General features: G+C 70.9%; 15 protein-coding genes and 3 rRNA genes. 8 read left to right on the top strand and 10 right to left on the bottom strand.

Going from position 1 to position 24,406, the window contains the following annotated elements; translation table 11 throughout:
• Positions 1-82: 82 nt before the first annotated feature.
• Together lhgO and GL259_RS18950 are read right to left on the bottom strand one after the other, a co-directional pair.
• The gene (gene lhgO, locus GL259_RS18955) at positions 83-1,324 is read right to left on the bottom strand and encodes an L-2-hydroxyglutarate oxidase (protein ID WP_159534372.1); all 1,242 of its coding nucleotides are present in this window, start codon (positions 1,322-1,324) and stop codon (positions 83-85) included.
• Between the two features lie 104 nt (positions 1,325-1,428).
• On the bottom strand, positions 1,429-2,856 hold the full coding sequence (locus GL259_RS18950) for an MFS transporter (RefSeq protein ID WP_159534370.1): 1,428 nt from the start codon (positions 2,854-2,856) through the stop codon (positions 1,429-1,431).
• A gap of 716 nt (positions 2,857-3,572) precedes the next feature.
• Between GL259_RS18950 and GL259_RS18945 the strand changes: the two genes are divergently transcribed.
• Positions 3,573-5,702, top strand: a complete 2,130-nt coding sequence (locus GL259_RS18945; RefSeq protein WP_159534368.1) for an asparagine synthase-related protein — start codon at positions 3,573-3,575, stop codon at positions 5,700-5,702.
• Between the two features lie 286 nt (positions 5,703-5,988).
• On the opposite strand, the gene GL259_RS18940 is transcribed toward GL259_RS18945, so the two are convergent.
• Positions 5,989-6,744 carry a TetR/AcrR family transcriptional regulator gene (locus GL259_RS18940; RefSeq protein WP_159534366.1) on the bottom strand — a complete coding sequence of 252 codons (756 nt, stop codon included), beginning with the start codon at positions 6,742-6,744 and terminating at the stop codon, positions 5,989-5,991.
• 377 nt (positions 6,745-7,121) lie between these two features.
• Here GL259_RS18940 and GL259_RS18935 point away from each other — a divergent pair, with 377 nt between their 5' ends.
• Positions 7,122-8,501: an NAD(P)/FAD-dependent oxidoreductase gene (locus GL259_RS18935; protein ID WP_159534364.1), complete on the top strand. Its 1,380-nt coding sequence runs from the start codon at positions 7,122-7,124 to the stop codon at positions 8,499-8,501.
• Positions 8,502-8,673: 172 nt separating this feature from the next.
• Entirely contained in the window at positions 8,674-10,329 is a 1,656-nt protein-coding gene (locus tag GL259_RS18930; RefSeq protein ID WP_159534362.1) for a SpoIIE family protein phosphatase, read from the top strand.
• Between the two features lie 63 nt (positions 10,330-10,392).
• Here the strand turns inward: GL259_RS18930 and GL259_RS18925 are convergent, their stop codons facing one another.
• Positions 10,393-11,667, bottom strand: a complete 1,275-nt coding sequence (locus GL259_RS18925; protein WP_159538768.1) for an MFS transporter — start codon at positions 11,665-11,667, stop codon at positions 10,393-10,395.
• 122 nt (positions 11,668-11,789) lie between these two features.
• On the opposite strand from GL259_RS18925, the gene GL259_RS18920 reads away from it, so the two are divergent.
• The 4 genes from GL259_RS18920 (at position 11,790) to rrf (ending at position 18,160) form a co-directional block, all read left to right on the top strand.
• Positions 11,790-12,338: a MarR family transcriptional regulator gene (locus tag GL259_RS18920; RefSeq protein ID WP_159534360.1), complete on the top strand. Its 549-nt coding sequence runs from the start codon at positions 11,790-11,792 to the stop codon at positions 12,336-12,338.
• A 675-nt stretch (positions 12,339-13,013) separates the two neighbouring features.
• Positions 13,014-14,538: ribosomal RNA gene (locus GL259_RS18915) — 16S ribosomal RNA — on the top strand.
• A gap of 310 nt (positions 14,539-14,848) precedes the next feature.
• Positions 14,849-17,969: ribosomal RNA gene (locus tag GL259_RS18910) — 23S ribosomal RNA — on the top strand.
• Between the two features lie 74 nt (positions 17,970-18,043).
• Positions 18,044-18,160 (top strand): 5S ribosomal RNA (gene rrf, locus GL259_RS18905).
• Together the 16S, 23S and 5S rRNA genes form the textbook arrangement of a ribosomal RNA operon.
• A 50-nt stretch (positions 18,161-18,210) precedes the next feature.
• Here rrf and GL259_RS18900 read toward each other — a convergent pair.
• The 5 genes from GL259_RS18900 to GL259_RS18880 are packed head-to-tail and all read right to left on the bottom strand — an operon-like array spanning position 18,211 to position 22,169.
• Positions 18,211-18,414, bottom strand: a complete 204-nt coding sequence (locus tag GL259_RS18900; RefSeq protein WP_159534358.1) for a hypothetical protein — start codon at positions 18,412-18,414, stop codon at positions 18,211-18,213.
• A 25-nt stretch (positions 18,415-18,439) separates the two neighbouring features.
• Positions 18,440-19,147, bottom strand: a complete 708-nt coding sequence (locus GL259_RS18895; protein ID WP_159534356.1) for a response regulator transcription factor — start codon at positions 19,145-19,147, stop codon at positions 18,440-18,442.
• The gene (locus GL259_RS18890) at positions 19,144-20,406 is read right to left on the bottom strand and encodes a sensor histidine kinase (protein ID WP_243762333.1); all 1,263 of its coding nucleotides are present in this window, start codon (positions 20,404-20,406) and stop codon (positions 19,144-19,146) included. Before GL259_RS18890 ends, GL259_RS18895 begins: the two co-directional genes overlap by 4 nt.
• 45 nt (positions 20,407-20,451) lie before the next feature.
• Positions 20,452-21,252 (bottom strand): ABC transporter permease, encoded by an 801-nt coding sequence (locus GL259_RS18885; protein WP_159534352.1) that lies wholly within the window; start codon positions 21,250-21,252, stop codon positions 20,452-20,454.
• Positions 21,249-22,169 (bottom strand): ATP-binding cassette domain-containing protein, encoded by a 921-nt coding sequence (locus GL259_RS18880; RefSeq protein WP_159534350.1) that lies wholly within the window; start codon positions 22,167-22,169, stop codon positions 21,249-21,251. Before GL259_RS18880 ends, GL259_RS18885 begins: the two co-directional genes overlap by 4 nt.
• Positions 22,170-22,263: 94 nt before the next feature.
• On the opposite strand from GL259_RS18880, the gene GL259_RS18875 reads away from it, so the two are divergent.
• Positions 22,264-22,839 carry a GNAT family N-acetyltransferase gene (locus tag GL259_RS18875; RefSeq protein WP_159534348.1) on the top strand — a complete coding sequence of 192 codons (576 nt, stop codon included), beginning with the start codon at positions 22,264-22,266 and terminating at the stop codon, positions 22,837-22,839.
• Positions 22,840-22,878: 39 nt separating this feature from the next.
• On the opposite strand, the gene GL259_RS18870 is transcribed toward GL259_RS18875, so the two are convergent.
• Positions 22,879-24,375: a TraM recognition domain-containing protein gene (locus GL259_RS18870; RefSeq protein ID WP_159534346.1), complete on the bottom strand. Its 1,497-nt coding sequence runs from the start codon at positions 24,373-24,375 to the stop codon at positions 22,879-22,881.
• Between the last annotated feature and the right edge of the window lie 31 nt (positions 24,376-24,406).

The following is a 24,406-nucleotide window of genomic DNA, read 5'->3' as shown; positions in this document are numbered from 1 at the left end:
GTGCTGTCGATTTTACGGGGGCACGGACGGCGGCCGGTCGCCGTGCCCGTCACCGCCCCCGTACCGCCGGCTCCCGTCGCCGTCACCGTGCCCGTGCCGCCAGCTCCGCCAGCGCCCGCCGCGCGACCTCCCGCCCGATCGGCAGGGACGCCGTCGCCGCGGGCGAGGGCGCGTTGAGCACGTGGACCGCCCGGGGGCTCTCCTGGATCAGGAAGTCGTCGACCAGGGTGCCGTCCCGCAGCACCGCCTGGGCGCGCACCCCGGCCGGCGCCGGCACCAGGTCCTCCTCCCGCACCGCGGGCAGGAGCCGGCGCACGGCCCGGGTGAAGGCGGCCTTGGACAGGGAGCGGTGCAGCTCGCCGGCGCCGTACCGCCAGTGGCGGCGGGCCAGCCGCCAGGAGCCCGGCCAGGTCAGGGTCGCCGCCAGCTCGCGCGGACGCACCGTGCGCCGGTCGTAGCCCTCGCGGGCCAGGGCCGGCACCGCGTTGGGGCCGACGTGGACGCCGCCGTCGATGCCGCGCGTGAGGTGGACGCCGAGGAAGGGGAACGCCGGGTCGGGCACCGGGTAGACCAGGCCCCGGACCAGCTCCGGCCGGGCCAGCTCGTAGTACTCGCCCCGGAAGGGCACGATGCGCACACCGGGCTCGTCCCCCGTGAGGCGGGCGATCTCGTCGCAGTGCAGCCCGGCGCAGTTCACCAGCACCCGGCCGCGCACGACGTCGCCGGAGGCGGTGCGGACGGCGACCCCGCGCTCGGGCCGGCGGTCGACGCGGGTGACCCGCGCCCCGTGGCGGACCTCCGCGCCCGAGGCCCGGGCCAGGTGCCGGGCCACGGCGGTGAAGTCGCAGATGCCGGTGGTGTCCACGTGGATGGCCGCCAGGCCCTCGACCTCCGGCTCGTACTCCGCGATCTGCGCGGCGCCCAGTTCGCGGACCGTGAGGCCGTTCTCCCGGCCGCGCTGGGCCAGGGCGTGCAGGCGCGGCAGCTCGTCGCGGGTCGTGGCGACGATCAGCTTGCCCGTCACGGCGTGCGGGATGTCGTACTCCGCGCAGAACTTGACCATCTCGGCGGCGCCGCGCACCGCGTACCGGGCCTTGAGCGAGCCGGGGCGGTAGTAGACGCCGCTGTGGATGACGCCGCTGTTGCGGCCGGTCTGGTGCCGGGCGGGGCCGGGCTCCTTCTCCAGCACGGTGACCCGCGTGCCCGGCGCCGCGCGGGTGATCGCGTACGCCGTCGACAGCCCGACGATCCCGCCCCCGATCACCAGCACGTCGCAGTCGTACGTCCGCCGCACCTGCACCACCTCCCGGCTCCGATAGTGCACTGTGCCACTGACAGCGCCTTCAAACCTGCGGGGCGGCCCCGTGACGGCGGCCCGTGACGACGGCCGGTCACGGGGGACCGCCGCGACGGCCCGTCAGGGCGGTGTCACCCGGCCGAGGCCATCAGGAGCGGACGGGCGCGCTCGCGCAGCTCGACCACGCGGGGTTCGTCGCCGTAGGGCTCCAGACGGTGCAGGAGGTCCCTGACGTACTCGGTGGTGCGGGCCGACGAGATGCGGCCCGCCACCTCCACCGCGCGGACGCCCTGTTCGCAGGCCGCGTCCAGGTTGCCCGACTCCAGCTCGGCGACCGCCGAGACGACCAGCCTCAGGCCGTGCGAGCGCACGAACTCCTCCGTCGGCTTCGACAGCGCCTGCTCGGTGAAGCGGCGGACCTGGCGGGGCGCCTTGAGGTCGCGGTAGCACTCCGCGGCGTCGGCGGCGAACCGGTCGTAGCCGTAGAAGCCGAGCCAGGACGGGTCACTGTCACCGGGACGGGAGCGCTCCAGCCACCCCTCCGCCGCCTTCAGCGCGGCGCCGGCGGCCTGGGCGTCTCCCGCACGTGCGTGCGCGCGGGCCTCGACGAGGCGGAAGAAGCTCATGGTGCGGGCGGTGGCCAGGCCCCGGTTGCGCTCCAGCGCGGCCTGGGCGAGGTCCACGCCCTCGTCGCCGAAGCCGCGGTAGGTCGCCTGGAGGGACATGGACGCCAGGACGTAGCCCCCCAGCGGCACGTCCGCCGCGGCGCGGGCCAGGCGCAGGGCCTGGATGTAGTAGCGCTGGGCGGCCTCCTGCTGGCCGGTGTCGAAGGCCATCCAGCCCGCCAGGCGGGTGAGTTCGGCGGCGGCGCCGAAGAGCGAGCGGCCGACGTCGTCGGAGTAGGAGCCGAGCAGCAGCGGGGCCGCCTCGACCCTCAGACACTCGGGGACCATCGACGAACGCCAGTCTCCGCCGCCGTACTTGGAGTCCCAGCGGCGGGCGTCCTCGGCGGCCTCGCGCAGTTTCCGCACATCGCTGTGGCCGACTTTGATCGGTGCGCCGGGGCTCTCGGACGGGTTCGCCTCGCGCGCCACCGAGCTGTCGGCCGGGGTTATCAGCCACCGTGAGGCGGGCGTTGCGTATGCGCTGACCGCGAAGGAGCCGGCCAGCGACTGCCAGATGCCGCCGGATCCCGCTCTGCGGCCGGCGAGGTCCAGGCGGTACAGCTCCGTCGCGGACTTCACCGCCTGCCCGACGTCCCGGGGGAAGGCGAGGCCCACCTCGGGCGCGGGGTCCGCGTCCGCCAGGCCGATCTCGTGGAGCGGCACCGGGCGGCCCAGCTTCTGGCCGATGGCGGCGGCGATCAGGTGCGGAGCCGCGCCCTGCGGCACCATTCCCTTCGACACCCAGCGCGCCACCGACGTCTTGTCGTAGCGAAGCGTCAGTCCCCGCTGCGCGCCGAGGTCGTTGACGCGGCGCGCGAGGCCCGCGTTGGAGATTCCCGCGAGGGCGAGAACGGCGCCGAGTTTTTCGTTCGGCCCGCGTTGCTCCCTGGACATGCGCCACCCCTCGACACAGACGGCTGCCGCGCTGGCATAACCACGCGGCATTCGTAAACCCAGCGTAGTTCGCCGCATCCCAAGCGTTAAGGGGCATTCTTCCGGATGGCGGGATTGTGGTCCGTACTGAAGTGCGGGGCCGACACGCGCAGTTGCGGCGCGCTCCCGGTGTGTGGCCGTGCGCCCGTGCGTGCGCTCTTCTCCGGCCATCACGGGAGCGGTTCCATGGTCCGTGCGTGGGTCGGCCCGCTGTACTGGATCCGGCGGGCTGGGGGACACCGCCGCCTTCATCCCCGCGGGCGGCGGAACGGTCCGGGAGGCGTGCCGCGTCTCCCGGACTGCGCGTCCGCGCAGCGGTGCGCAGAGCCTGTACGGAGCGTGTTCGGGAGGGTGCCCGTCGCTCCGATTTGGCCGAAAGTCGACCCCCTCGTTCCCGGGACATCGCCGCGTCTACCAAGGTAATTGACGGCGCGTTGGGGGTTTTGAGGGCGCACAGCGGGGGCGCATTCGCGTCGCAGCGGTGCGGGTGATCGCGCGGCGGTGTCCGGCGATCTTCTCGTGGAGGGCCGGGTGTTCGCCCCGGGGTGGTGTATCCGCCGGGGCGCATTCGACGGAGCGCACACGGCTCCGGCACGCCTCCTGAGCGCCTCCTTCATGGCAGCATGGGGAACCGGTTCGTGCGGTGCACTGGTTGTCCACAGCCTGTGGAGGCGTCGATGCGGTGGTTGGTGGGATGGAGCAGCGCCGCCGCGGGAGCCGTGGGGTTCGGCTCCGCCGGTGCCACCGGGGCCGACGGCGAGACCGTGCAGCCCGTGGGCTCCCAGCTGTTGTGGGGCGACCCCGACCCGCTGTGGGCGGTCGGCGACTGGCGCCCCGACGAGGTGCGCGTGGTCACCGCCGACGCCCAGACCCGGATCGCCGTCCTCGGCATCTGCGGCGCGTCCGACGAACAGCTGCGCGTCGCGCTGTTCGCCGCGCGCGGCGGGGCGCTGAGGCACCTCACCGCCTGGCCGGGCAGCTACACCGCCGTCGTGCAGGTGGGCCGCCGGATCACCGTCTGCGGCGACCTCGCGGGCGCCCGGCCGGTGTTCCACACCCCCTGGGCCGGCGGCACGGCGTACGCCACCGCCGCGTTGCCGCTCGCCGATCTCGTCGAGGCCAACCTCGACTTCGGGCACCTCGCCGCGCTGCTCGCCGCGCCCGACGTACCGGCCGCGCTGCACGACTCGACCCCGTACGACGGGGTGAAGCGCGTCCCGCCGGGGCACGCGCTGATCCTGCGCGCGGGGGCGCGCGAGGTCGCCGGGTACGAACCCGTCGCCTCGCTCGCGGTCGCGGCGCCTCCCGCCGACCCCGACCGGGCGGTGGACGCGGTGCGGGACGCGCTCGTCGAGGCCGTGCGGACGCGGCTGGCCGCGCCCCGGCACGTTCCGGGGGCGGACATCGACCCCGGCCCCGTCCCGGGGATGGGGCCCGCGGAGCGGCGCGCGGCGCGCGGGATGCCGGTGCCGGGGATCGGGGCCGACCTGTCCGGGGGACCGGCGTCCGGGACGCTGGCGCTGCTGGCGGCGGGACTGCCCGGGATGCCGGGGACCGTGCTGGGGCACGGCACCGGCGCGGGGGAGCGGCTGCTGGCCGTCACCTTCAACGACCTCGCGACGGCGGGCGGCGCGGGCGGGGGGCGGGACGACGACGAACTGGAGCGGGCCGGGGCGCTGGCGGCCAACCCCCGGCTGCACCACGTCGTGGTCGCGGGCGGGGAGGAGACCCTCCCCTACGTCGATCTGGACGGTCCGCTGACCGACGAGCCGGGACCCTCGCTGGTGTCGGCCGCGCGGCACCGGGCGCGGCTGGCGGCGGGCAGCGCCGACCACTTCACGGGGTACGGGGCGAGGCAGGTGCTGGACGCGCATCCGGCTCGCCTCGCCGACCTGCTGATGGACCGCAAGCGGCGGCACCTGGTGCGGCCGGTCGCCGCGCTGGCCAAGGCGGACGGTTCCGTGATGGTCCCCGCGCGCGTGTACGCGGCGGCCCGCCGGCTGGCGCGCACGCCGTACCGGGCGGGGCTGGAGGGCCTCGCGGAGCGGCTGCTGCGCCGGCGGCTGGACGACGACGGCCCCGGGGGCGCGGGGGACGCCTCGCTGGCGGCGCTGACCTGGGGGAGACCCGGGCCGGCGGCGCGGTGGCTGACCGGTGAGGCACTGGCTGAAGTATCGGTTCGCCTCCAGGCGTCCACGTGGCGGTCCGAGGTGGGGCCGGGGCAGCGGCCCGGTGACTTCCGGGCGCGTGCGGCACTGGCCCGGCACGCGGCGGACCTGCGGGTGCTGGAGCAGGCCGCCGAGATCCGGTCCCAGCGGCTGCACGCGCCGTTCCTCGACAACCAGGTCGTGCGGGCGTGCCGGGGACTGCCGGAGGCGCTGCGGGTGCGGCCGGGGGCGCGGGCGTCGATCCTGCGGTCGGTGCTGGAGGGGGCGGGCGTGCGGGAGCTGCCGGCCGGGTGGGGGGCGCCGACGTCCCGGGCCGCCGCGGCGACCGCGGCGCGCACGGGACTGCGGGTGGCGGCGGACGGGCTGATGGCGTTGTTCGACACGCCGCTGCTGGCGGAGGCGGGGCTGGTCGAGGCGCGGGTGGTGCGCAAGGCGCTGCGCGCGGCGGCGGAGGGGGAACCGCTGCCGCTGGACGGACTGGCGGAGCTGGTCGCGCTGGAGCTGTGGCTGCGGCGGCTGCTGGCGCGCAGGGGGACGTGCTGGACGGGGACGCCGGCACGGCAGCGGGCGGTGCCGGGCGGGATCGCGCCGCAGCGGGGGGCGCTGGGGGCGGGAGCCGCCGGAGGACGGCGAGCGTAGGAGGTCCACGGGCGCAGGAGGACGGCGGGCGCAGGAGGCCCACCCGGCCGCGGGCGGCCGTGCCGCTGGGCCGGCGCGGGCGGACGCCGGGATCCCCCTGCCCGAAGAACCCGGCAAAGGCTCCCGGCAGCACCGGGCCGCGTGACCCGCCCCCGGCCCGCACCGGCCCCGGGCAGCAGGGCGGCGCCGGATCACGCCACCCGCCCCGGGGCCCCTTGCAGGCGGTGTCCGGCCTACGGCCGACGGAGGACCACGCCACCCGTCCCGGAGCCCACCGCGGCTCGCCCTACGCCGGGCGCGAGCGCAGACCCTCCAGCAGGATGTCCAGCAGCCGGGCCGAGGCCGCCGCCTGCTGGGCCGCGTCCGGCAGGGAGGGGGCGGCCGTGGCGATCACCAGGAGGACATCCGACACCGACACGTCGGGGCGGAGTTCACCCGCGGCACGGGCCCGTTCCACCAGCTTGCCCACCACGTCGAGGAGCTGCGCCGTGCCGGCGTCCTCGGGCGCGGCGGCCGCCGGCTCCCCGGGCACCAGACGCAGTTCACCCGCGGACGGCTGGGTCCGCTGCTGCGGCACGTGCGCGTGGTCCGGCAGACCGTGCTCCTCCGCCACCCCCACCCGCAGCACCTGCGGCGGCAGCAGCCGCCCGGCGCCGGAGGCGACCGACGTGCGCAGGAAGCGGGACAGCGCCGACCACGGCTCGTCCTCCTGGCCGAGCGCCGCACGCGCCTGGTCGGTCAGCCGGGAGGTCTCCTCCTCGGCGATCCGCCGCACCAGGACGTCCTTGCTCGGGAAGCGCCGGTACACCGTGCCCACGCCGACCCGCGCCCGGCGCGCCACGTCCTCCATCGGCGCGCCGTAGCCCAGCTCGCCGAAGACCTCGCGCGCGGCGCGCAGCACGTGCTCGAGGTTGCGCTGGGCGTCCACGCGCAGCGGTGTCGTGCGCGCGCCGCCCGCACGTCCGCCGCCCGTGGGCGCGCTCATCGCGGCGCCGGTCGCGACAGCGGACGCGGAAGACCAATGAGAGTCCTGAACATGCATGTGTATTCCCCCGGTAATGACGTCTCCCCCCGGAGACTTCTCCCCGCCATTGATGACCGGGGCGTGCGGGACGAACCCGGCTGCCGAATCCGCCCGTCGCGGACCCGATGAGCGCGTCCCCCTGCACCCCGTCGTCACACGAACATAGTTGAGAGGAAGTCAATTCAGAAGAGGCACGTTCCGCACGGAGCGCCCCCCGATCGGAGCACGGGTCGTATACATCCCGTATGTGACCGCGCCCGGTGCCCGGGCCACCCCGTCCGACCTGCGCGGATCCGGCTCACGGCCGGTGAGCCGGCCGACCCCGGGTACCCGGCCCTCCGGTCACACAATGCGTCGAGGCTGTGGACAAACGCAAGCGACGGGTGCGTCATGGGATGGTGAAGGAACGTGCGCGCATTCTCGTTGTCGGCGGCGGCTACGTCGGGATGTACACGGCCCTGCGCCTGCAGCGGAAGCTGAAACGGGAACTCGGACGGGGCGAGGCGGAGATCACGGTCGTCACCCCGGATCCGTACATGACGTACCAGCCCTTCCTCCCCGAGGCGGCCGCCGGCGCCATCTCCCCCCGGCACGTCGTCGTACCGCTGCGCCGCGTCCTCGACCGGTGCCACGTCGTCATCGGCGAGGCCACCGCCGTCGAGCACGCGAGGCGCACGGCGACCGTCACGACGCTCGCCACCGAGGAGGAGGGCACCGGGGGACGGCGGCTCGCGTACGACGAGCTGGTGCTCGCCCCCGGTTCCGTGTCGCGCACGCTGCCGATCCCCGGCCTCGCCGACCACGGCATCGGCTTCAAGACCGTCGAGGAGGCCATCGGGCTGCGCAACCACGTCCTCGAGCAGATGGACATCGCCTCCTCCACCCGCGACCCGGCCCTGCGGGACGCCGCCCTCACCTTCGTCTTCGTCGGCGGCGGGTACGCCGGCGTCGAGGCGCTCGGCGAGCTGGAGGACATGGCCCGCTACGCCACGCGGTACTACCACAACATCCGGCCCGAGGACATGAAGTGGATCCTCGTCGAGGCCTCGGACCGCATCCTGCCCGAGGTCGGCGAGGAGATGGGCCGCTACACGGTCACCGAGCTGCGCCGCCGCAACATCGACGTACGCCTCGAGACCCGCCTGGAGTCCTGCGCCGACCGGGTCGCCGTGCTCAGCGACGGCTCCCGCTTCCCCACCCGCACGGTCGTGTGGACGGCCGGGGTCAAGCCGCACCCCGTCCTCGCCGCCTCCGACCTGCCGCTGAACGACCGGGGGCGGCTGAAGTGCACCGCCGAACTGGCCGTCGAGGGCGCCGCGCACGCGTGGGCGGCCGGAGACGCCGCCGCCGTCCCCGACGTCACCGCCGCGGAACCCGCCCGGGAGTGCGCCCCCAACGCCCAGCACGCCCTGCGCCAGGCCCGGGTCCTCGGCGACAACATCGCGCACTCCCTGCGCGGCGAGCCCCTGGAGACCTACGCCCACAAGTACGCCGGTTCCGTCGCCTCCCTGGGCCTGCACAAGGGCGTCGCCCAGGTCTACGGGCGCAGGATCAAGGGCTACCCCGCGTGGTTCATGCACCGCACCTACCACCTCAGCCGGGTCCCCACCTTCAACCGCAAGGCGCGCGTGGCCGCCGAGTGGACCCTCGCCGGGCTCTTCAAACGGGAGATCGTCTCCCTGGGGTCACTCGAACACCCGCGCGCGGAGTTCGAACTGGCGGCCGGTGAAAAGCCTTCTCAGGACCCCCCGCGCGACCCGAAGGGGTCGTCCTGACCGGACCCAGGAACTCCGCCCGCCGGCCCGGCGTCTGACGGATGTCGGCCCGGTCGCCACCCTGCCAGACTGGTCCACCACCGAGGGCGGGCCGCCACCCGCCCCGGCGCGGCCCCCGGGCCCCGGCCGGTCCCGGTTTCCGGCCGCCGACAACTACACGAGGCAAGGATTCGTGAACTTCACGCGCTGGAGCGCCCGGCTCCCCGGAACGCAGCGCCGCGCCGCAGCGCGGACCGAGCACACGGTCTCCCCGGACCGGCGGGGAGAGGGCTCCGTGCCCGCGGCCCGCGCCGAACGGCCCACCGACGACACGCGGCCCGTGCCGGCCGTCGACGAGCTGCGCGTGCGCGAGGTCCTGGACCACGTCCCCTCCCTCGTCGCCCTGGTCCACGGCCCCGACCACCGCATCGCCTACGTCAACGACGCCTACCGGACGGCCTTCGGCGACCGCCCGGTCGACGCCCCCGCGCGCGAGGCCCTCCCGGAGCTCGGCGAACTCGGCCTGCTGCCCCTCCTCGACCAGGTCCTGCGCAGCGGCAAGCCCCGCACGGTCAAGTCCCGCAAGGCCCCCGACGGCCGCTCCTACACCTTCACCTGCACCCCGGTCACCGGGGGCGGGGACGGCGGCCGCGGCGTGCTGGTCTTCGCCACCGACGTCACCGACCACGCCGAGGCCGCCGCACGCCTGCGCGCCAGCGAGCGCCGCCAGCGCGAGACGGCCGTCACCCTCCAGCGCTCCCTGCTCCCCCAGGAGCTCGAGGAACCCGACGACCTGCGCGTCGCCGCCACCTACCACCCCGGCGGCACCGAGGCGGCCGTCGGCGGCGACTGGTACGACGTGATCACCCTCGGCGGCGGCCGTACCGCCCTGGTCATCGGCGACGTCATGGGCAGGGGCGTGCGGGCCGCCGCGGTCATGGGGCAGCTCCGCACGGCCGTACGCGCCTACGCCCGGCTCGACCTCCCCCCGCACGAGGTCCTCCAGCTCCTCGACGGCCTGGCCACGGAGATCGACGCCAACCAGATCGCCACCTGCGCGTACGCCATCCACGACCCCAACGAGGGCCGCCTGGTGTACGCCTCCGCCGGCCACCTGCCCCTCCTGGTCCGCGACGAGAACGGCACCGTCCGGCGCGCCGACGAACCGACCGGCCCCCCGCTCGGCACCGGCGGCTGGATGCACGCCTCCGGCTCGATCCCCCTCGGCCCCGGCTCCACCGCCGTCCTCTACACGGACGGCCTGGTCGAGCGCCGCAACGAGGACCTGGACGAGGGCATCGCCGCCCTGGAGCGCGCCCTGGCCGGAGCCACCGGCACCCCCCAGGTGGTCTGCGACCGCCTGGTCCGCTCGGCCGGCGTGACCCCCGACCACGACGACGACGTCGCCGTCCTCGTCCTGCAGAACCCCGCCCGCAAGGGCCCGGAGAGCGAGCTGTTCCGCAACGCCGCCCTCGAACTCCTCGGCGGCGTCGAGGCGGCCCCCCGCGCGCGTGCCTTCGCCTCCGGCGTGCTGACCAGCTGGCGCTTCCCTCCCGACCTGCACGACCTGGGCGTCCTGGCCACCAGCGAACTGGTCGCCAACTCCCTCCAGCACGGCACGCCCCCCATGCGGCTGCGCCTGCGCCGCACCGACCGGCGCCTGATCGTCGAGGTCACCGACGGGGACGACCACCTGCCGAGACGCCGCCGCGCGGAGCCCGGCGACGAGTCCGGCCGGGGCATCGCCATCGTCGCGACGATCGCCTCCAACTGGGGCAGCCGACGCACCCCGGGCGGCGGCAAGGCGGTCTGGTGCGAGTTCGTCCTGCCGAAGACCTCCGGCGCCTAGGCCCCGGAAGCCGAGGCCCCCCACGGCTCACCGCGGGGGGCCTCGGCGCGTACGCCGCGTACGTCAGGCGTGTGCGGGAGCCTGCCCCACCGGCGCGCTCCCCTGCGCCACCACGCGGCTCCGCGCCGCCGACGGATGGTCCTGCACGTCGGTGAGCTGCCGCCCCAGCCGCACCGCCAGCACGCTGATCCCCAGCGAGAACAGCAGGAAGGTCACGACGTAGGGACCGTGCAGCGAGGCGCCCATCGGCCCGCCCACCGCCGGGCCGACGGCCAGCGCGAGCTGCTTCACCAGGGCGAACGCCGAGTTGTACTGCCCGGCCATGCCGGTCGGCGCGAGATCGGCGACCAGCGGCGCGAGCGTCGGCGACAGCATCGCCTCCCCGAGCCCGAACAGCGCGTATGTGGAGACGAAGGCGGCGGTCGCCATCTCCTGGCTGCCGTTCCCGAGCCCCGCGTACGCGGCCACGGCCCACGCCACGGCCCAGACCAGTCCCACGGACGCGATCACGCGCGAGCGCCTGCGCCGCTCGACGAACCGCAGCACCGCGAACTGCGCGACCACGATCACCAGGGTGTTCGCCGCCAGCGCCGTCCCCAGCGCGGACGTCGAGATCCCGGCGGCCTCGACCCCGTACGCGCTCAGCCCCGACTCGAACTGCCCGTAGCAGGCGAAGAACAGCACGAAGCCCAGCACGCACAGCTGCACCATGGCCCGGTTGCCCAGCAGCTGCTTCCAGCTGCCCTTGGCCGACTGCGCCGGTGCGCCCTCCATGCGCGGCGCGCGCGGCATCCGCACCGTCGCCATCACCGCGACGAGCAGCAGGAACATCGCCGCCTCGAGCGAGAACAGCAGGGTGAAGGAGCCGGCCCTCGTGGTGTCCACGAGGTGCCCGCCGATCAGCCCGCCGACGCCGAGCCCGAGGTTCTGCAGGAAGAACTGCGTGGCGAACGCCCGCGACCGGGTCTCCGCGGTGGAGCAGTCCACGATCATCGTCGCGAGCGCCGGCTGCATCACGGCCTGCCCGGCGCCGAGCGCCGCCGCCGACAGCAGCACGGTCGCCGCACCGCCGGACAGCCCCAGGCCCATCGCGCCGACCGCGGCCGTGACCAGGGCGGTGAGCAGCACCGGCAGCGGACCGCGCCGGACGATCGCCCGCCCGGCGAACGGCAGCACGATCAGCGCGGCCACAGCGAAGACGGCGAGCACGAGACCCGCCGTCACGGCCCCCAGCCCCCGCACCTGCGCCACGTAGACGTACAGGTACGGGACCGTGAAGCCGAGCCCGAAAGCGCTGAGTGCGTTGCCCACGTGGATCCGGCGCATCGCAGCGCCCATCGCCCTGGTCACGTTCACCTCTCTCACCAGTTAGGAGTGAAGACTTAGAAGCTAAAGTTCGATGCTAAAGAGTACATAGCGAAGGACTTCAAGGCAAAGACGCGGCGTGCCATACTGCGGCCATGGGCGACACCTCCGGCCTCAGTGAGCCGACACTCGAAGAGCAGATCGCCGCGTACCAGCGCGAGTTCCAGGACCTCGACCCCCAGGTCGAGAAGATCGTCAACGCGCTGTCCCGCCTGAACCGCCGGATGAACGTCGCCTACGGCCGCCAGACGGCCGAGCTCGGCATCACCAACGCCGACTGGGAGGTCCTCAAGGCCCTCGTCCTCTCCGGCGCCCCCTACCGCATGGGTCCCAGCGACCTCGCCAAGCGCCTCGGCCTGACCCCGGCCGCCATGACCCACCGGATCGACCGCATGGTCGCCGAGGGTCTGGTCACCCGGGAGCGGGACGAGGCCAACCGCGTTCGGGTGATCGTGGAGCTGACCCCGGCCGGCCGCGAGAAGTGGCTGGAGGCCATGCGCATGGCCTCCGTCTTCGAGGAGGACCTCCTCCAGGACCTCTCCCCGGAGGAGCGGACGGCCCTGGGCGAGGTCCTCACCCGCCTCCTGCGCAGGGTGGAGCATGCCCAGCCCGACGCCGGCGGACGCCTCTCCGACCTGGACTGACACCGGGGCCCCTGCCCGGCCGTAAAGATCTTGACAGGGGGCGCTTGACACCCCCTCGTCCGATCCGTAGAGTTCTTCGGGTTGCCGCGGAGCCGTAACGGTTCTGCGACGGCACCTCCGCCGCAGTAGCGGCACACAAACCACCAGCGCGATCTCCCTGACGGGTGGATTTCGGCATTCCGGAATTCAATTCGTACGGGACTCGACGGCTTGAACGGACCCGAGCGGCTCCGATTTGAGAAGCGCCGAGCGAATCCGCTAGGGTTTGAAACGTCGGAACGGCCCAACGGCCGGGAGGACAGCCCCCTCTGACTGGGAGTCAGGCCCGAAAGGATCTGATAGAGTCGGAACCGCCGGAAAGGGAAACGCGGAAGCGGGAACCTGGAAAGCACCGAGGAAATCGGATCGGAAAGATCTGATAGAGTCGGAAACGCAAGACCGAAGGGAAGCGCCCGGAGGAAAGCCCGCGAGGGTGAGTACGAAGGAAGCGTCCGTTCCTTGAGAACTCAACAGCGTGCCAAAAGTCAACGCCAGATATGTTGATACCCCGTCCATCCGGTTTCGGATGGTCGAGGTTCCTTTGAAAAAACACAGCGAGGACGCTGTGAACGGTTGGGCCTATTCCGCCCGGCCGTTCCGCTCTCGTGATGTGTTCGCCCCGATCACGGGGAAGCATTCACGGAGAGTTTGATCCTGGCTCAGGACGAACGCTGGCGGCGTGCTTAACACATGCAAGTCGAACGATGAACCACTTCGGTGGGGATTAGTGGCGAACGGGTGAGTAACACGTGGGCAATCTGCCCTGCACTCTGGGACAAGCCCTGGAAACGGGGTCTAATACCGGATACGACCATCTTGGGCATCCTTGATGGTGGAAAGCTCCGGCGGTGCAGGATGAGCCCGCGGCCTATCAGCTTGTTGGTGAGGTAACGGCTCACCAAGGCGACGACGGGTAGCCGGCCTGAGAGGGCGACCGGCCACACTGGGACTGAGACACGGCCCAGACTCCTACGGGAGGCAGCAGTGGGGAATATTGCACAATGGGCGCAAGCCTGATGCAGCGACGCCGCGTGAGGGATGACGGCCTTCGGGTTGTAAACCTCTTTCAGCAGGGAAGAAGCGCAAGTGACGGTACCTGCAGAAGAAGCGCCGGCTAACTACGTGCCAGCAGCCGCGGTAATACGTAGGGCGCGAGCGTTGTCCGGAATTATTGGGCGTAAAGAGCTCGTAGGCGGCTTGTCGCGTCGGTTGTGAAAGCCCGGGGCTTAACCCCGGGTCTGCAGTCGATACGGGCAGGCTAGAGTTCGGTAGGGGAGATCGGAATTCCTGGTGTAGCGGTGAAATGCGCAGATATCAGGAGGAACACCGGTGGCGAAGGCGGATCTCTGGGCCGATACTGACGCTGAGGAGCGAAAGCGTGGGGAGCGAACAGGATTAGATACCCTGGTAGTCCACGCCGTAAACGGTGGGCACTAGGTGTGGGCGACATTCCACGTCGTCCGTGCCGCAGCTAACGCATTAAGTGCCCCGCCTGGGGAGTACGGCCGCAAGGCTAAAACTCAAAGGAATTGACGGGGGCCCGCACAAGCGGCGGAGCATGTGGCTTAATTCGACGCAACGCGAAGAACCTTACCAAGGCTTGACATACACCGGAAAGCTCTGGAGACAGAGCCCCCCTTGTGGTCGGTGTACAGGTGGTGCATGGCTGTCGTCAGCTCGTGTCGTGAGATGTTGGGTTAAGTCCCGCAACGAGCGCAACCCTTGTCCCGTGTTGCCAGCAGGCCCTTGTGGTGCTGGGGACTCACGGGAGACCGCCGGGGTCAACTCGGAGGAAGGTGGGGACGACGTCAAGTCATCATGCCCCTTATGTCTTGGGCTGCACACGTGCTACAATGGCCGGTACAATGAGCTGCGATACCGCGAGGTGGAGCGAATCTCAAAAAGCCGGTCTCAGTTCGGATTGGGGTCTGCAACTCGACCCCATGAAGTCGGAGTCGCTAGTAATCGCAGATCAGCATTGCTGCGGTGAATACGTTCCCGGGCCTTGTACACACCGCCCGTCACGTCACGAAAGTCGGTAACACCCGAAGCCGGTGGCCCAACCCCTCGTGGGAGGGAGCTGTCGAAGGTGGGACTGGCGATTGGGACGAAGTCGTAACAAGGTAGCCGTACCGGAAGGTGCGGCTGGATCACCTCCTTTCTAAGGAGCACTTCTCACCGGCCCTCGGGCTGGTCAGAGGCCAGTACATCGGCGAACGTCCGATGCTGGTTGCTCATGGGTGGAACGTTGACTACTCGGCGCACTTGATCGTCTTCTCCTTCTAGTACTGCTCTTCGGAGCGTGGAACGTCGAGGGAAGCGGCGAGGGTGTCGGGCACGCTGTTGGGTGTCTGAGGGCACGGCCGCACGGTCGTCTCTCGGTTGCCGGCCCCGGTAAAGGTCCGCTTCGGCGGGTTGTGACGGGTGGTTGGTCGTTGTTTGAGAACTGCACAGTGGACGCGAGCATCTGTGGCCAAGTTTTTAAGGGCGCACGGTGGATGCCTTGGCACCAGGAACCGATGAAGGACGTGGGAGGCCACGATAGGCCCCGGGGAGTCGTCAACCAGGCTTTGATCCGGGGGTGTCCGAATGGGGAAACCCGGCAGTCGTCATGGGCTGTCACCCGCTGCTGAACACATAGGCAGTGTGGAGGGAACGCGGGGAAGTGAAACATCTCAGTACCCGCAGGAAGAGAAAACAACCGTGATTCCGGGAGTAGTGGCGAGCGAAACCGGATGAGGCCAAACCGTATGCGTGTGAGACCCGGCAGGGGTTGCGCATGCGGGGTTGTGGGATTTCTCTTGATCAGTCTGCCGGCTGGTCGGCGAGTCAGAAACCGTATGGATAGGCGAAGGGCATGCGAAAGGCCCGGCGTAGAGGGTAAGACCCCCGTAGTCGAAATCTGTACGGCTCGCTTGAGAAACACCCAAGTAGCACGGGGCCCGAGAAATCCCGTGTGAATCTGGCGGGACCACCCGCTAAGCCTAAATATTCCCTGGTGACCGATAGCGGATAGTACCGTGAGGGAATGGTGAAAAGTACCCCGGGAGGGGAGTGAAATAGTACCTGAAACCGTGTGCCTACAAGCCGTGGGAGCGTCGGACATCAGCTTGCTGGTGTCTCGTGACTGCGTGCCTTTTGAAGAATGAGCCTGCGAGTTTGCGGTGTGTTGCGAGGTTAACCCGGGTGGGGTAGCCGTAGCGAAAGCGAGTCCGAACAGGGCGCTTCAGTAGCACGCTCAAGACCCGAAGCGGAGTGATCTAGCCATGGGCAGGTTGAAGCGGAGGTAAGACTTCGTGGAGGACCGAACCCACCAGGGTTGAAAACCTGGGGGATGACCTGTGGTTAGGGGTGAAAGGCCAATCAAACTCCGTGATAGCTGGTTCTCCCCGAAATGCATTTAGGTGCAGCGTCGTGTGTTTCTTGCCGGAGGTAGAGCACTGGATAGGCGATGGGCCCTACCGGGTTACTGACCTTAGCCAAACTCCGAATGCCGGTAAGTGAGAGCGCGGCAGTGAGACTGTGGGGGATAAGCTCCATGGTCGAGAGGGAAACAGCCCAGAGCATCGACTAAGGCCCCTAAGCGTACGCTAAGTGGGAAAGGATGTGGAGTCGCACAGACAACCAGGAGGTTGGCTTAGAAGCAGCCACCCTTGAAAGAGTGCGTAATAGCTCACTGGTCTAGTGATTCCGCGCCGACAATGTAGCGGGGCTCAAGCGTACCGCCGAAGTCGTGTCATTGCAGCAACAAGCCCCAACGGGTGCTGTGATGGGTAGGGGAGCGTCGTCTGCCGGGTGAAGCAGCCGCGGAAGCGAGTTGTGGACGGTTGACGAGTGAGAATGCAGGCATGAGTAGCGATTCACACGTGAGAAACGTGTGCGCCGATTGACTAAGGGTTCCTGGGTCAAGCTGATCTGCCCAGGGTAAGTCGGGACCTAAGGCGAGGCCGACAGGCGTAGTCGATGGATAACCGGTTGATATTCCGGTACCCGCTGTGAAGCGTCAAACACCGAGCATCGTGATGCTAAGGCCGTGAAGCCGCCCCGGATCCTTCGGGTGAAGGGGAGTGGTGGAGCCGCCGGCCCAAGCGGTTAGTAGGTGAGTGATGGGGTGACGCAGGAAGGTAGTCCAGCCCGGGCGGTGGTTGTCCCGGGGTAAGGGTGTAGCCCGAGTGGTAGGCAAATCCGCCACTCATGAGGGTGAGACCTGATGCCGAGCCGATTGTGGTGAAGTGGATGATCCTATGCTGTCGAGAAAAGCCTCTAGCGAGTTTCATGGCGGCCCGTACCCTAAACCGACTCAGGTGGTCAGGTAGAGAATACCGAGGCGTTCGGGTGAACTATGGTTAAGGAACTCGGCAAAATGCCCCCGTAACTTCGGGAGAAGGGGGGCCACATCCGGTGACGGCACTTGCTGCCGGAGCTGGGGGTGGCCGCAGAGACCAGCGAGAAGCGACTGTTTACTAAAAACACAGGTCCGTGCGAAGCCGTAAGGCGATGTATACGGACTGACGCCTGCCCGGTGCTGGAACGTTAAGGGGACCGGTTAGCTCACCTTCGGGTGGGCGAAGCTGAGAACTTAAGCGCCAGTAAACGGCGGTGGTAACTATAACCATCCTAAGGTAGCGAAATTCCTTGTCGGGTAAGTTCCGACCTGCACGAATGGCGTAACGACTTCTCGACTGTCTCAACCATAGGCCCGGTGAAATTGCACTACGAGTAAAGATGCTCGTTTCGCGCAGCAGGACGGAAAGACCCCGGGACCTTTACTACAGTTTGATATTGGTGTTCGGTTCGGCTTGTGTAGGATAGCTGGGAGACTGTGAAGCTCGGACGCCAGTTCGGGTGGAGTCGTCGTTGAAATACCAGTCTGGTCGTGCTGGATGTCTAACCTGGGTCCGTGATCCGGATCAGGGACAGTGTCTGATGGGTAGTTTAACTGGGGCGGTTGCCTCCTAAAGGGTAACGGAGGCGCCCAAAGGTTCCCTCAGCCTGGTTGGCAATCAGGTGTTGAGTGTAAGTGCACAAGGGAGCTTGACTGTGAGACCGACGGGTCGAGCAGGGACGAAAGTCGGGACTAGTGATCCGGCGGTGGCTTGTGGAAGCGCCGTCGCTCAACGGATAAAAGGTACCCCGGGGATAACAGGCTGATCTTCCCCAAGAGTCCATATCGACGGGATGGTTTGGCACCTCGATGTCGGCTCGTCGCATCCTGGGGCTGGAGTCGGTCCCAAGGGTTGGGCTGTTCGCCCATTAAAGCGGTACGCGAGCTGGGTTTAGAACGTCGTGAGACAGTTCGGTCCCTATCCGCTGTGCGCGCAGGAGTCTTGAGAAGGGCTGTCCCTAGTACGAGAGGACCGGGACGGACGAACCTCTGGTGTGCCAGTTGTTCTGCCAAGGGCATGGCTGGTTGGCTACGTTCGGGAGGGATAACCGCTGAAAGCATCTAAGCGGGAAGCCTGCTTCGAGATGAGGACTCCCACCCACTTGATGGGGTAAGGCTCCCAGTAGACGACTGGGTTGATAGGCCGGATATGGAAGCACGGTAACGTGTGGAGTTGACCGGTACTAATAGGCCGAGGGCTTGTCCTCAGTTGCTCGCGTCCACTGTGTTGGTTCTGAAACCACGAACAACCCGAAGCCGGTTGTTGATTGTTTCATAGTGTTTCGGTGGTCATAGCGTAGGGGAAACGCCCGGTTACATTCCGAACCCGGAAGCTAAGCCTTACAGCGCCGATGGTACTGCAGGGGGGACCCTGTGGGAGAGTAGGACGCCGCCGAACAATTCTTGATGAAAACCCCCGTGCCGTTCGGCACGGGGGTTTTCTGCGTTTCAGGTCCAGGGTTGTTCGCTGACCGCGCGGGTCGTCGGACGCCCAGGCGATGCGCTGCCGCGTGGTCGAACGTGACGGAGATTGACCGCCGGCATCAGGCCGAGGTCAGTGAGGGCGGTCAGCTCGGGCAGCGCCTGTTCACCCAGTGCCGGGTCCACGACGAGAACCCGGCCGGACGTGTGGTGATCGAGCGTTGTGCGCACGTGTCCCCTCTACCTCTGTTCGTGTCTACCTCTGTTCGTGCCCCGGTCCGTTCTGGGACGGCTCCACCAGTCTGGTGTCGTAGGCCAGGATCACGGCCTGGACGCGGTCCCTCGAGCCCGTCTTCGCCAGGATGCGGCTCACGTGGGTCTTCACCGTCGACTCCGCGAGGTGGAGGCGGGTGGCGATCTCCGTGTTGGTCCAGCCCCTGCCGATGACCGTGAGGATCTCGCGTTCGCGGTCGGTGAGGGCGGTCAGGCGGGGGTCGGGGACGGGGGCGGTGGGCATGGCGGGGTCCGGGGCGGCCGTCGGGAGGTGGTGGGCGTAGGCGTCCAGGAGGCGGCGGGTCAGGCTCGGGGCGACGACCGCGTCCCCGGTGGCCACGGAGCGGATGCCGGAGAGGAGTTCCTCCGGCTGGGCGTCCTTGACGAGGAAGCCGGAGGCGCCCGCGCGCAGGCCGGCGTAGGCGTACTCGTCGAGGTCGAAGGTCGTGAGGATCAGGACGCGGGTGCGGTCGCCGGTGGCGACGATGCGGCGGGTGGCCTCGATGCCGTCCAGGCCGGGCATGCGGACGTCCATCAGGACCACGTCGGGGTGCAGTTCGGCCGTCATGCGGATCGCTTCGGCGCCGTTCGCCGCCTCGCCCAGGACCGTCAGGTCGTCCTGGCTCTCCAGGAGCATCCGGAAGCCGAAGCGCTGGAGGGGCTGGTCGTCGGCGATGAGGACGGTGGTCACTGCGGGGTTTCCTCCGGGAGGTGCAGGCGGACGCGCCAGCCCTGTTCGGGGCGGGGGCGGGGGCCGGCCTCAAGTGTGCCGCCGTACAGGGCGGTTCGCTCGCGCATTCCGGGAAGGCCGCGGCCGTCGGCGGGGGCGGCCGGCCCGGAGGTTCCCGTGTCGGTGACCGTGACCGTGACGGCGCCCTTGTCGCCGTAGGAGAGGGCGATCTCGGCGGTGGCGTTCGGGCCGGCGTGCTTGAGGGTGTTGGTGAGGGCCTCCTGGACGACGCGGTAGACGGTGAGCTGGCGGCCCGGGGGGAGGGCGGGCCGGCCTTCGGCCGTGACGCGGACGGGGAGGCCCGCGGTGCGGACGCCGTCGATGAGCCGGTCCAGGTCGGTGAGGCCGGGCTGGGGGGTCCGTTCGGCGGGGTGGGCCGTCTCCTCGTCCCGGAGGACGTCCAGGAGGCGGCGCAGTTCGCCGAGGGCCTGGCGGCTGGTGGCGGCGATGGCGTCGAGGGCCTGGGCGGCGCGTTGCGGGGACCTGGCGGCCGCGTACTTGCCGCCGTCGGCCAGGCCCGTGATGACGGAGAGGTTGTGGCCGATGATGTCGTGCATCTCGCGGGCGATGCGGGCGCGTTCGGCTGCGGCGGCGATCCGGGCCTGCTGGTCGCGTTCGACCTCGAGGCGGCGGGCGCGGTCCTCCAGGGCCTCGGTGTAGCTCCGGCGGGTGCGGACGGTGACGCCGATGAGGGCCGCCACGACGATGGACGTCAGTTGCGAACCGATCTGCTGGTTCCAGTCGCCCTCCCCGTGGCGGGCGGTGGAGATCGCCACCGGGGTGAGGACCAGGGCCGACGCCCACCACAGGGAGCGCAGGGGCAGGCGCAGGGCGATGTGGTACACGACGACGAGCTGGAGCAGGGCTGCCTGGAGGGCGGCGCCGGACCAGGCGTTGACCAGGGCGAACGGGGCCATGGCGAGCAGGACCGCCGTGGGGTGGGTGCGGCGCCGCAGGAGGGGGAGGGACAGGCCGAGGCTCAGGGCGAGCAGGAGCCAGCCGGGGGTGTCGGGGTTGTGGGTGATGTTGCGCCAGCCGCCGCCCGTGTAGTCGACGAGGGCGGCGGTCACCCAGAAACCGGTGAAGTGCAGGTCCCACAGCAGCGGGTGGCGCCGGTCGAAGGCGCGCGCCCGCTGGGTGAGGCGCTGCATGTGCTGGGTGAGGGGTTCCGTCGGGTGTTCCCCCGCCGGTGACCGTCGGTCGTTCGCCACGGGGTTCATGGTGGTGGGTCCGTCGGGCGGGGGGAACACGGTGGGCGGCATCGGTCAGACGTCCCGGCGGCGCAGGGTCACCGCGGCCACCGCGAGGGAGGCCGCCGCCCACAGGGCCAGGGCGAGCAGGGCGGTGCCGGGGGAGGTGGTGTCCGGGCCGGTCCGGGCGGCGGTGAGGGACTCCAGGGCCTTGGCGGGGAAGTGGCGGACGGCGTCGTCGACGACGGCGTGGGGGAGCATCCGCAGGACCTCCGGGAGGATCATCACGAGGCCGATGTAGGCGCCGGTGGCGAGGGGGATCGAGCGGGCGACGGCGCCGAGGCCGAGGGCCATGACGGTGAGGAGGGTCAGGCCGACCGCGTTGCCGGCGAGGCCGCGCAGGACGCCGGGGTCGCCGAGGGCGGCCGACTGGTCGGTGCCGGTGAGGAAGGACTGGGCCAGCGGGAAGGTGAGCAGGTTGGTCCCCAGGCTGAGGACGAAGGCGACCGCGGCCAGGACGGCGGCCTTGGCCCACAGGACGGGCAGGCGGCGCGGCACGGCGGTCATGGTGGCGCGGATCTGGCCGGTGGAGTACTCGCCGGCGGTGGCGAGGATGCCCAGGACGGCGAGGTTGACGGTGGCGAACTGGGTGCCGAGGAGGACGAAGACGACCGTGTCGAGGCCGCCTTCGCCGGTGCCGTCGTAGGCGGCGCTGATGCCCACGCCCATGGCGAGGGTGAGGGCGCCGGTGAGGACGAGGTTGACCCAGGTGGAGCGGAGCGTCCACAGCTTGTGCCACTCGGAGCGCAGGACGCGGGACGGGGTGACCCGGTACGCCGGGGCGGTGGTGACGGTGGGGGCGGTCGCGGTGCTCATGCCGCCGCTCCTTCCGGGGTGGCGGTGTACTCGACCGCGTCGCGGGTGAGGTCCATGAACGCCTCCTCCAGGGAGGCCGTGCTCGGGGTGAGTTCGAACAGGGGGATGCCGTGGGCGGCGGCGGTGCGGCCGATGTGCTCGGCGTCGGTGCCGCGCACGGTGAGCCGGCCGGGGGCGTCGGCGGTGATGCCGACGCCGGGGGCGGTGAGGTGCCGCACGAGGTCGGCGGCGTCCGGGGTGACGACCTTGACGGTGCCCGTGCCGGAGTGGCGTACGAAGTCGGTGACCGTGGTGTCGGCGAGGAGCCGGCCGCGGCCGATGATGACCAGGTGCTCGGCGGTGAGGGCCATCTCGCTCATCAGGTGGGAGGAGACGAGGACCGTGCGGCCTTCGGCGGCCAGGGACTTGAGGAGGGTGCGGATCCACAGGACGCCCTCCGGGTCGAGGCCGTTGACCGGCTCGTCGAGGACGACGGCGGCCGGGTCGCCGAGCAGGGCGGCGGCGATGCCGAGGCGCTGTCCCATGCCGAGGGAGAAGCCCTTGACGCGGCGGTGGGCGACGTCGGTGAGGCCGGTGAGGCCCAGGACGTGTTCGACGCGGCTCCTCGGGATGCCGTGGGTGAGGGCGAGGGCGCGCAGGTGGTGGTGGGCGGTGCGGCCGGGGTGGACGGAGCGGGCCTCCAGCAGGGCGCCGACCTCGGTGAGGGGTGCGGGGTGGGCGGCGTAGGAGCGGCCGCCGACGGTGGCGTGGCCGCGGGTGGGGGCGTCCAGGCCGAGGACCATCCGCAGGGTGGTGGACTTGCCGGCGCCGTTGGGGCCGAGGAAGCCGGTGACGGTGCCGGGGCGGACGGTGAAGGACAGGTCGGTGACGACGGTCCGGTCGCCGTAGCGTTTGGTGAGTTCCTGTGCCGTAATCATGCTTCGATGCTCGTCCGCCCGGGGGCGGGGGGCGTCGGACCGCGGGCCGTATTCGGGGTGAGGGCCGTGGTACCCCGGTACTACGGTGGCCGGCATGGGGAGCACGTCCTTCGAGGACCACGTGATCAGGCCGGTGCGCGCCGAGGAGTGGGCGGTGGCGAAGGAGTCGCGGCTGAGGGCGCTGCGGGATCCGGTGGCGCACCTCGCGTATCTGGAGACCTACGAGGAGGCGGTGGCCCGGCCCGACTCCTACTGGCGGGAGCGGACGGCGAGGGGCGCGCAGGACGCGGGCGGGGTGCGGCAGTTCGTCGCCGAGGCGGCGGACGGGTCCTGGGCGGGCACGGTCTCCGTGCTGATCGAGGAGGCCGGGTCGACGGACTGGGCGGGGTTCCCCGTCGAGCGGCGGCAGGGGCACCTCGTCGGGGTGTACGTGGCGCCCGGGTACCGGGGGAGCGGGGTGGCCCGGGCGTTGTTCGACGCCGCGCTGGAGTGGGCGTGGGGGCGCGGGACGGAGCGCGTGCGGCTCATCGTGCATCCGCGGAACGCGCGGGCGCTGGGCTTCTACCGCAAGGCGGGGTTCACGGAGAGCGGAGTGACCGTGCCACTGGCGGGGAAGCCGGAGGAGCGCGAGCTGGAGATGGTCGTCGAGCGCCCGCGGCCGGACGCGTAGCTCGTCGTCGCACCGGCGGTCGGTCGTCGGACCGGCGCGTCAGACCGGCAGTTCGTCGTGCGGCCAGCGGGACCGGCCCTGTTCGCGGGACCTGAGCAGGGCCAGGGCGGGCATGCCCCGGTCCGCTCCGGTGGCCAGCAGCTCCGGGAGCTGGGGGAGCGGAGCCACGGCCGCGACGTCGTCCAGGACGAGGGTGAGTGGTGGGTCGAGCCGACCGGAGGATGACCGTTCGGCCATGCGCCGGCCGTGCTCGACCACGTGTGAGGCGAGGGCCGTCAGCAGGGGCATCGCGCCCGGGCTGGTGCGGGGGTCCTCGATGGATTCGCCCACGACATAAAGTGTTCCCCCTTCTTGGACAAAGGAATCCAAGGCGAGGGCATCGGTTCGATTGGGAGTGCACGCCTCGCGGACGTTGACCGTGGACAGGGCGGACAGCGCGCGGGTGGTCAGCTGCTGGGCCATGTCCCGGCGTTCGGGGTGGGCGGTGAGGGCCGCCTCGAGTTCGCCCGCGGCGCCGGGGGCGGCCCTGGGGTGGGTGCGCAGGACGCGTACGGCGTCCTGGACCTGGGCGCCCTGGGCCCAGCGGTGGACGTGGCGGATGGTGCGGCCGTCGATGGCCGCGGCGTGCAGGTAGCTGCGCAGGAGGGTCGTGGCGGTGTCGCTGACCGCCTGGTCCAGGCGGGAGGTGGGGCGTACGGGGGCCAGGAGGGCGGCTGCCCTGGAGGCGGCCGTGTCCTTGTCCTCGCAGGCGGTGGTGGGGGACCAGTGGAGGCGTGCCGGGGTGTCGCAGAGGTGGGTGGGGTCGTAGAGGTGGACGGGGCCCAGTTTGGCCCGGGCGTCCTTGGTGTCCTGCCAGAGGGCCGGGTTCGAGGTGAGGACGAGGGCGGGGCCCTCCGCGTCCCGTACGGCCCGGGCCGCGGTGGTGCGGCGGACGGCCGGCGGGCCGTAGCGCACCGCGCCTTCGGCGCGGGGGGTGTCCCATCCGTCCGCCCGTCCGCCGGTGGACGCGGGCACGGCCACGGGCACGGACGCGGGCACGGTCGTGGGCTTCTCGTGGGCCGGTCGCTCCTCCTCGGACACCCTCGGTGTCGGCACCTCGTGCAGCTGCTGCGGTGCCGGGGGCTCCGGTGCGGCCGTCGCGGTCCGTCCGGCCCGGCGCCGTTTCCGCACCGCCCTCCAGCGGGCCACCGTGCCCACGACGAACACCGCCAGGACGGTCAGCACCATCAGCTGACCGATGAGCAGGCCCCAGAACAGGCCGTAGCCCGAGAGGTCGGACGCGGGAGTACCGGGCCAGGCGCCGGGGATGTCCTGCGGCTGGGCGACGAGGCGGCGCATGGCCAGGGGGGTGCGGGCGAAGGTCACGCCGGACGGCCAGGAGCCGTGGGAGAAGAGGCCCGCGAGGCCCGTGGCCGTCCACACCAGCAGGGTCATGCCGAGCAGGAACGCGATGAGGCCGAGCAGCAGCCCGTCCGGGATGCCGCCCTGGCCGGCCCGGCCGGACCCGCCGGGCCCGCGGTGGTCGTCCGGTCTCACGCGTCCTCCCCGTACACCCTCATCCCTGCGC

The organism is Streptomyces sp. Tu 3180 (assembly GCF_009852415.1).
GTDB lineage: Bacteria > Actinomycetota > Actinomycetes > Streptomycetales > Streptomycetaceae > Streptomyces.
Note: the sequence above shows the minus strand (reverse complement) of the source record. Positions and strands in the feature narration are given on the sequence as shown.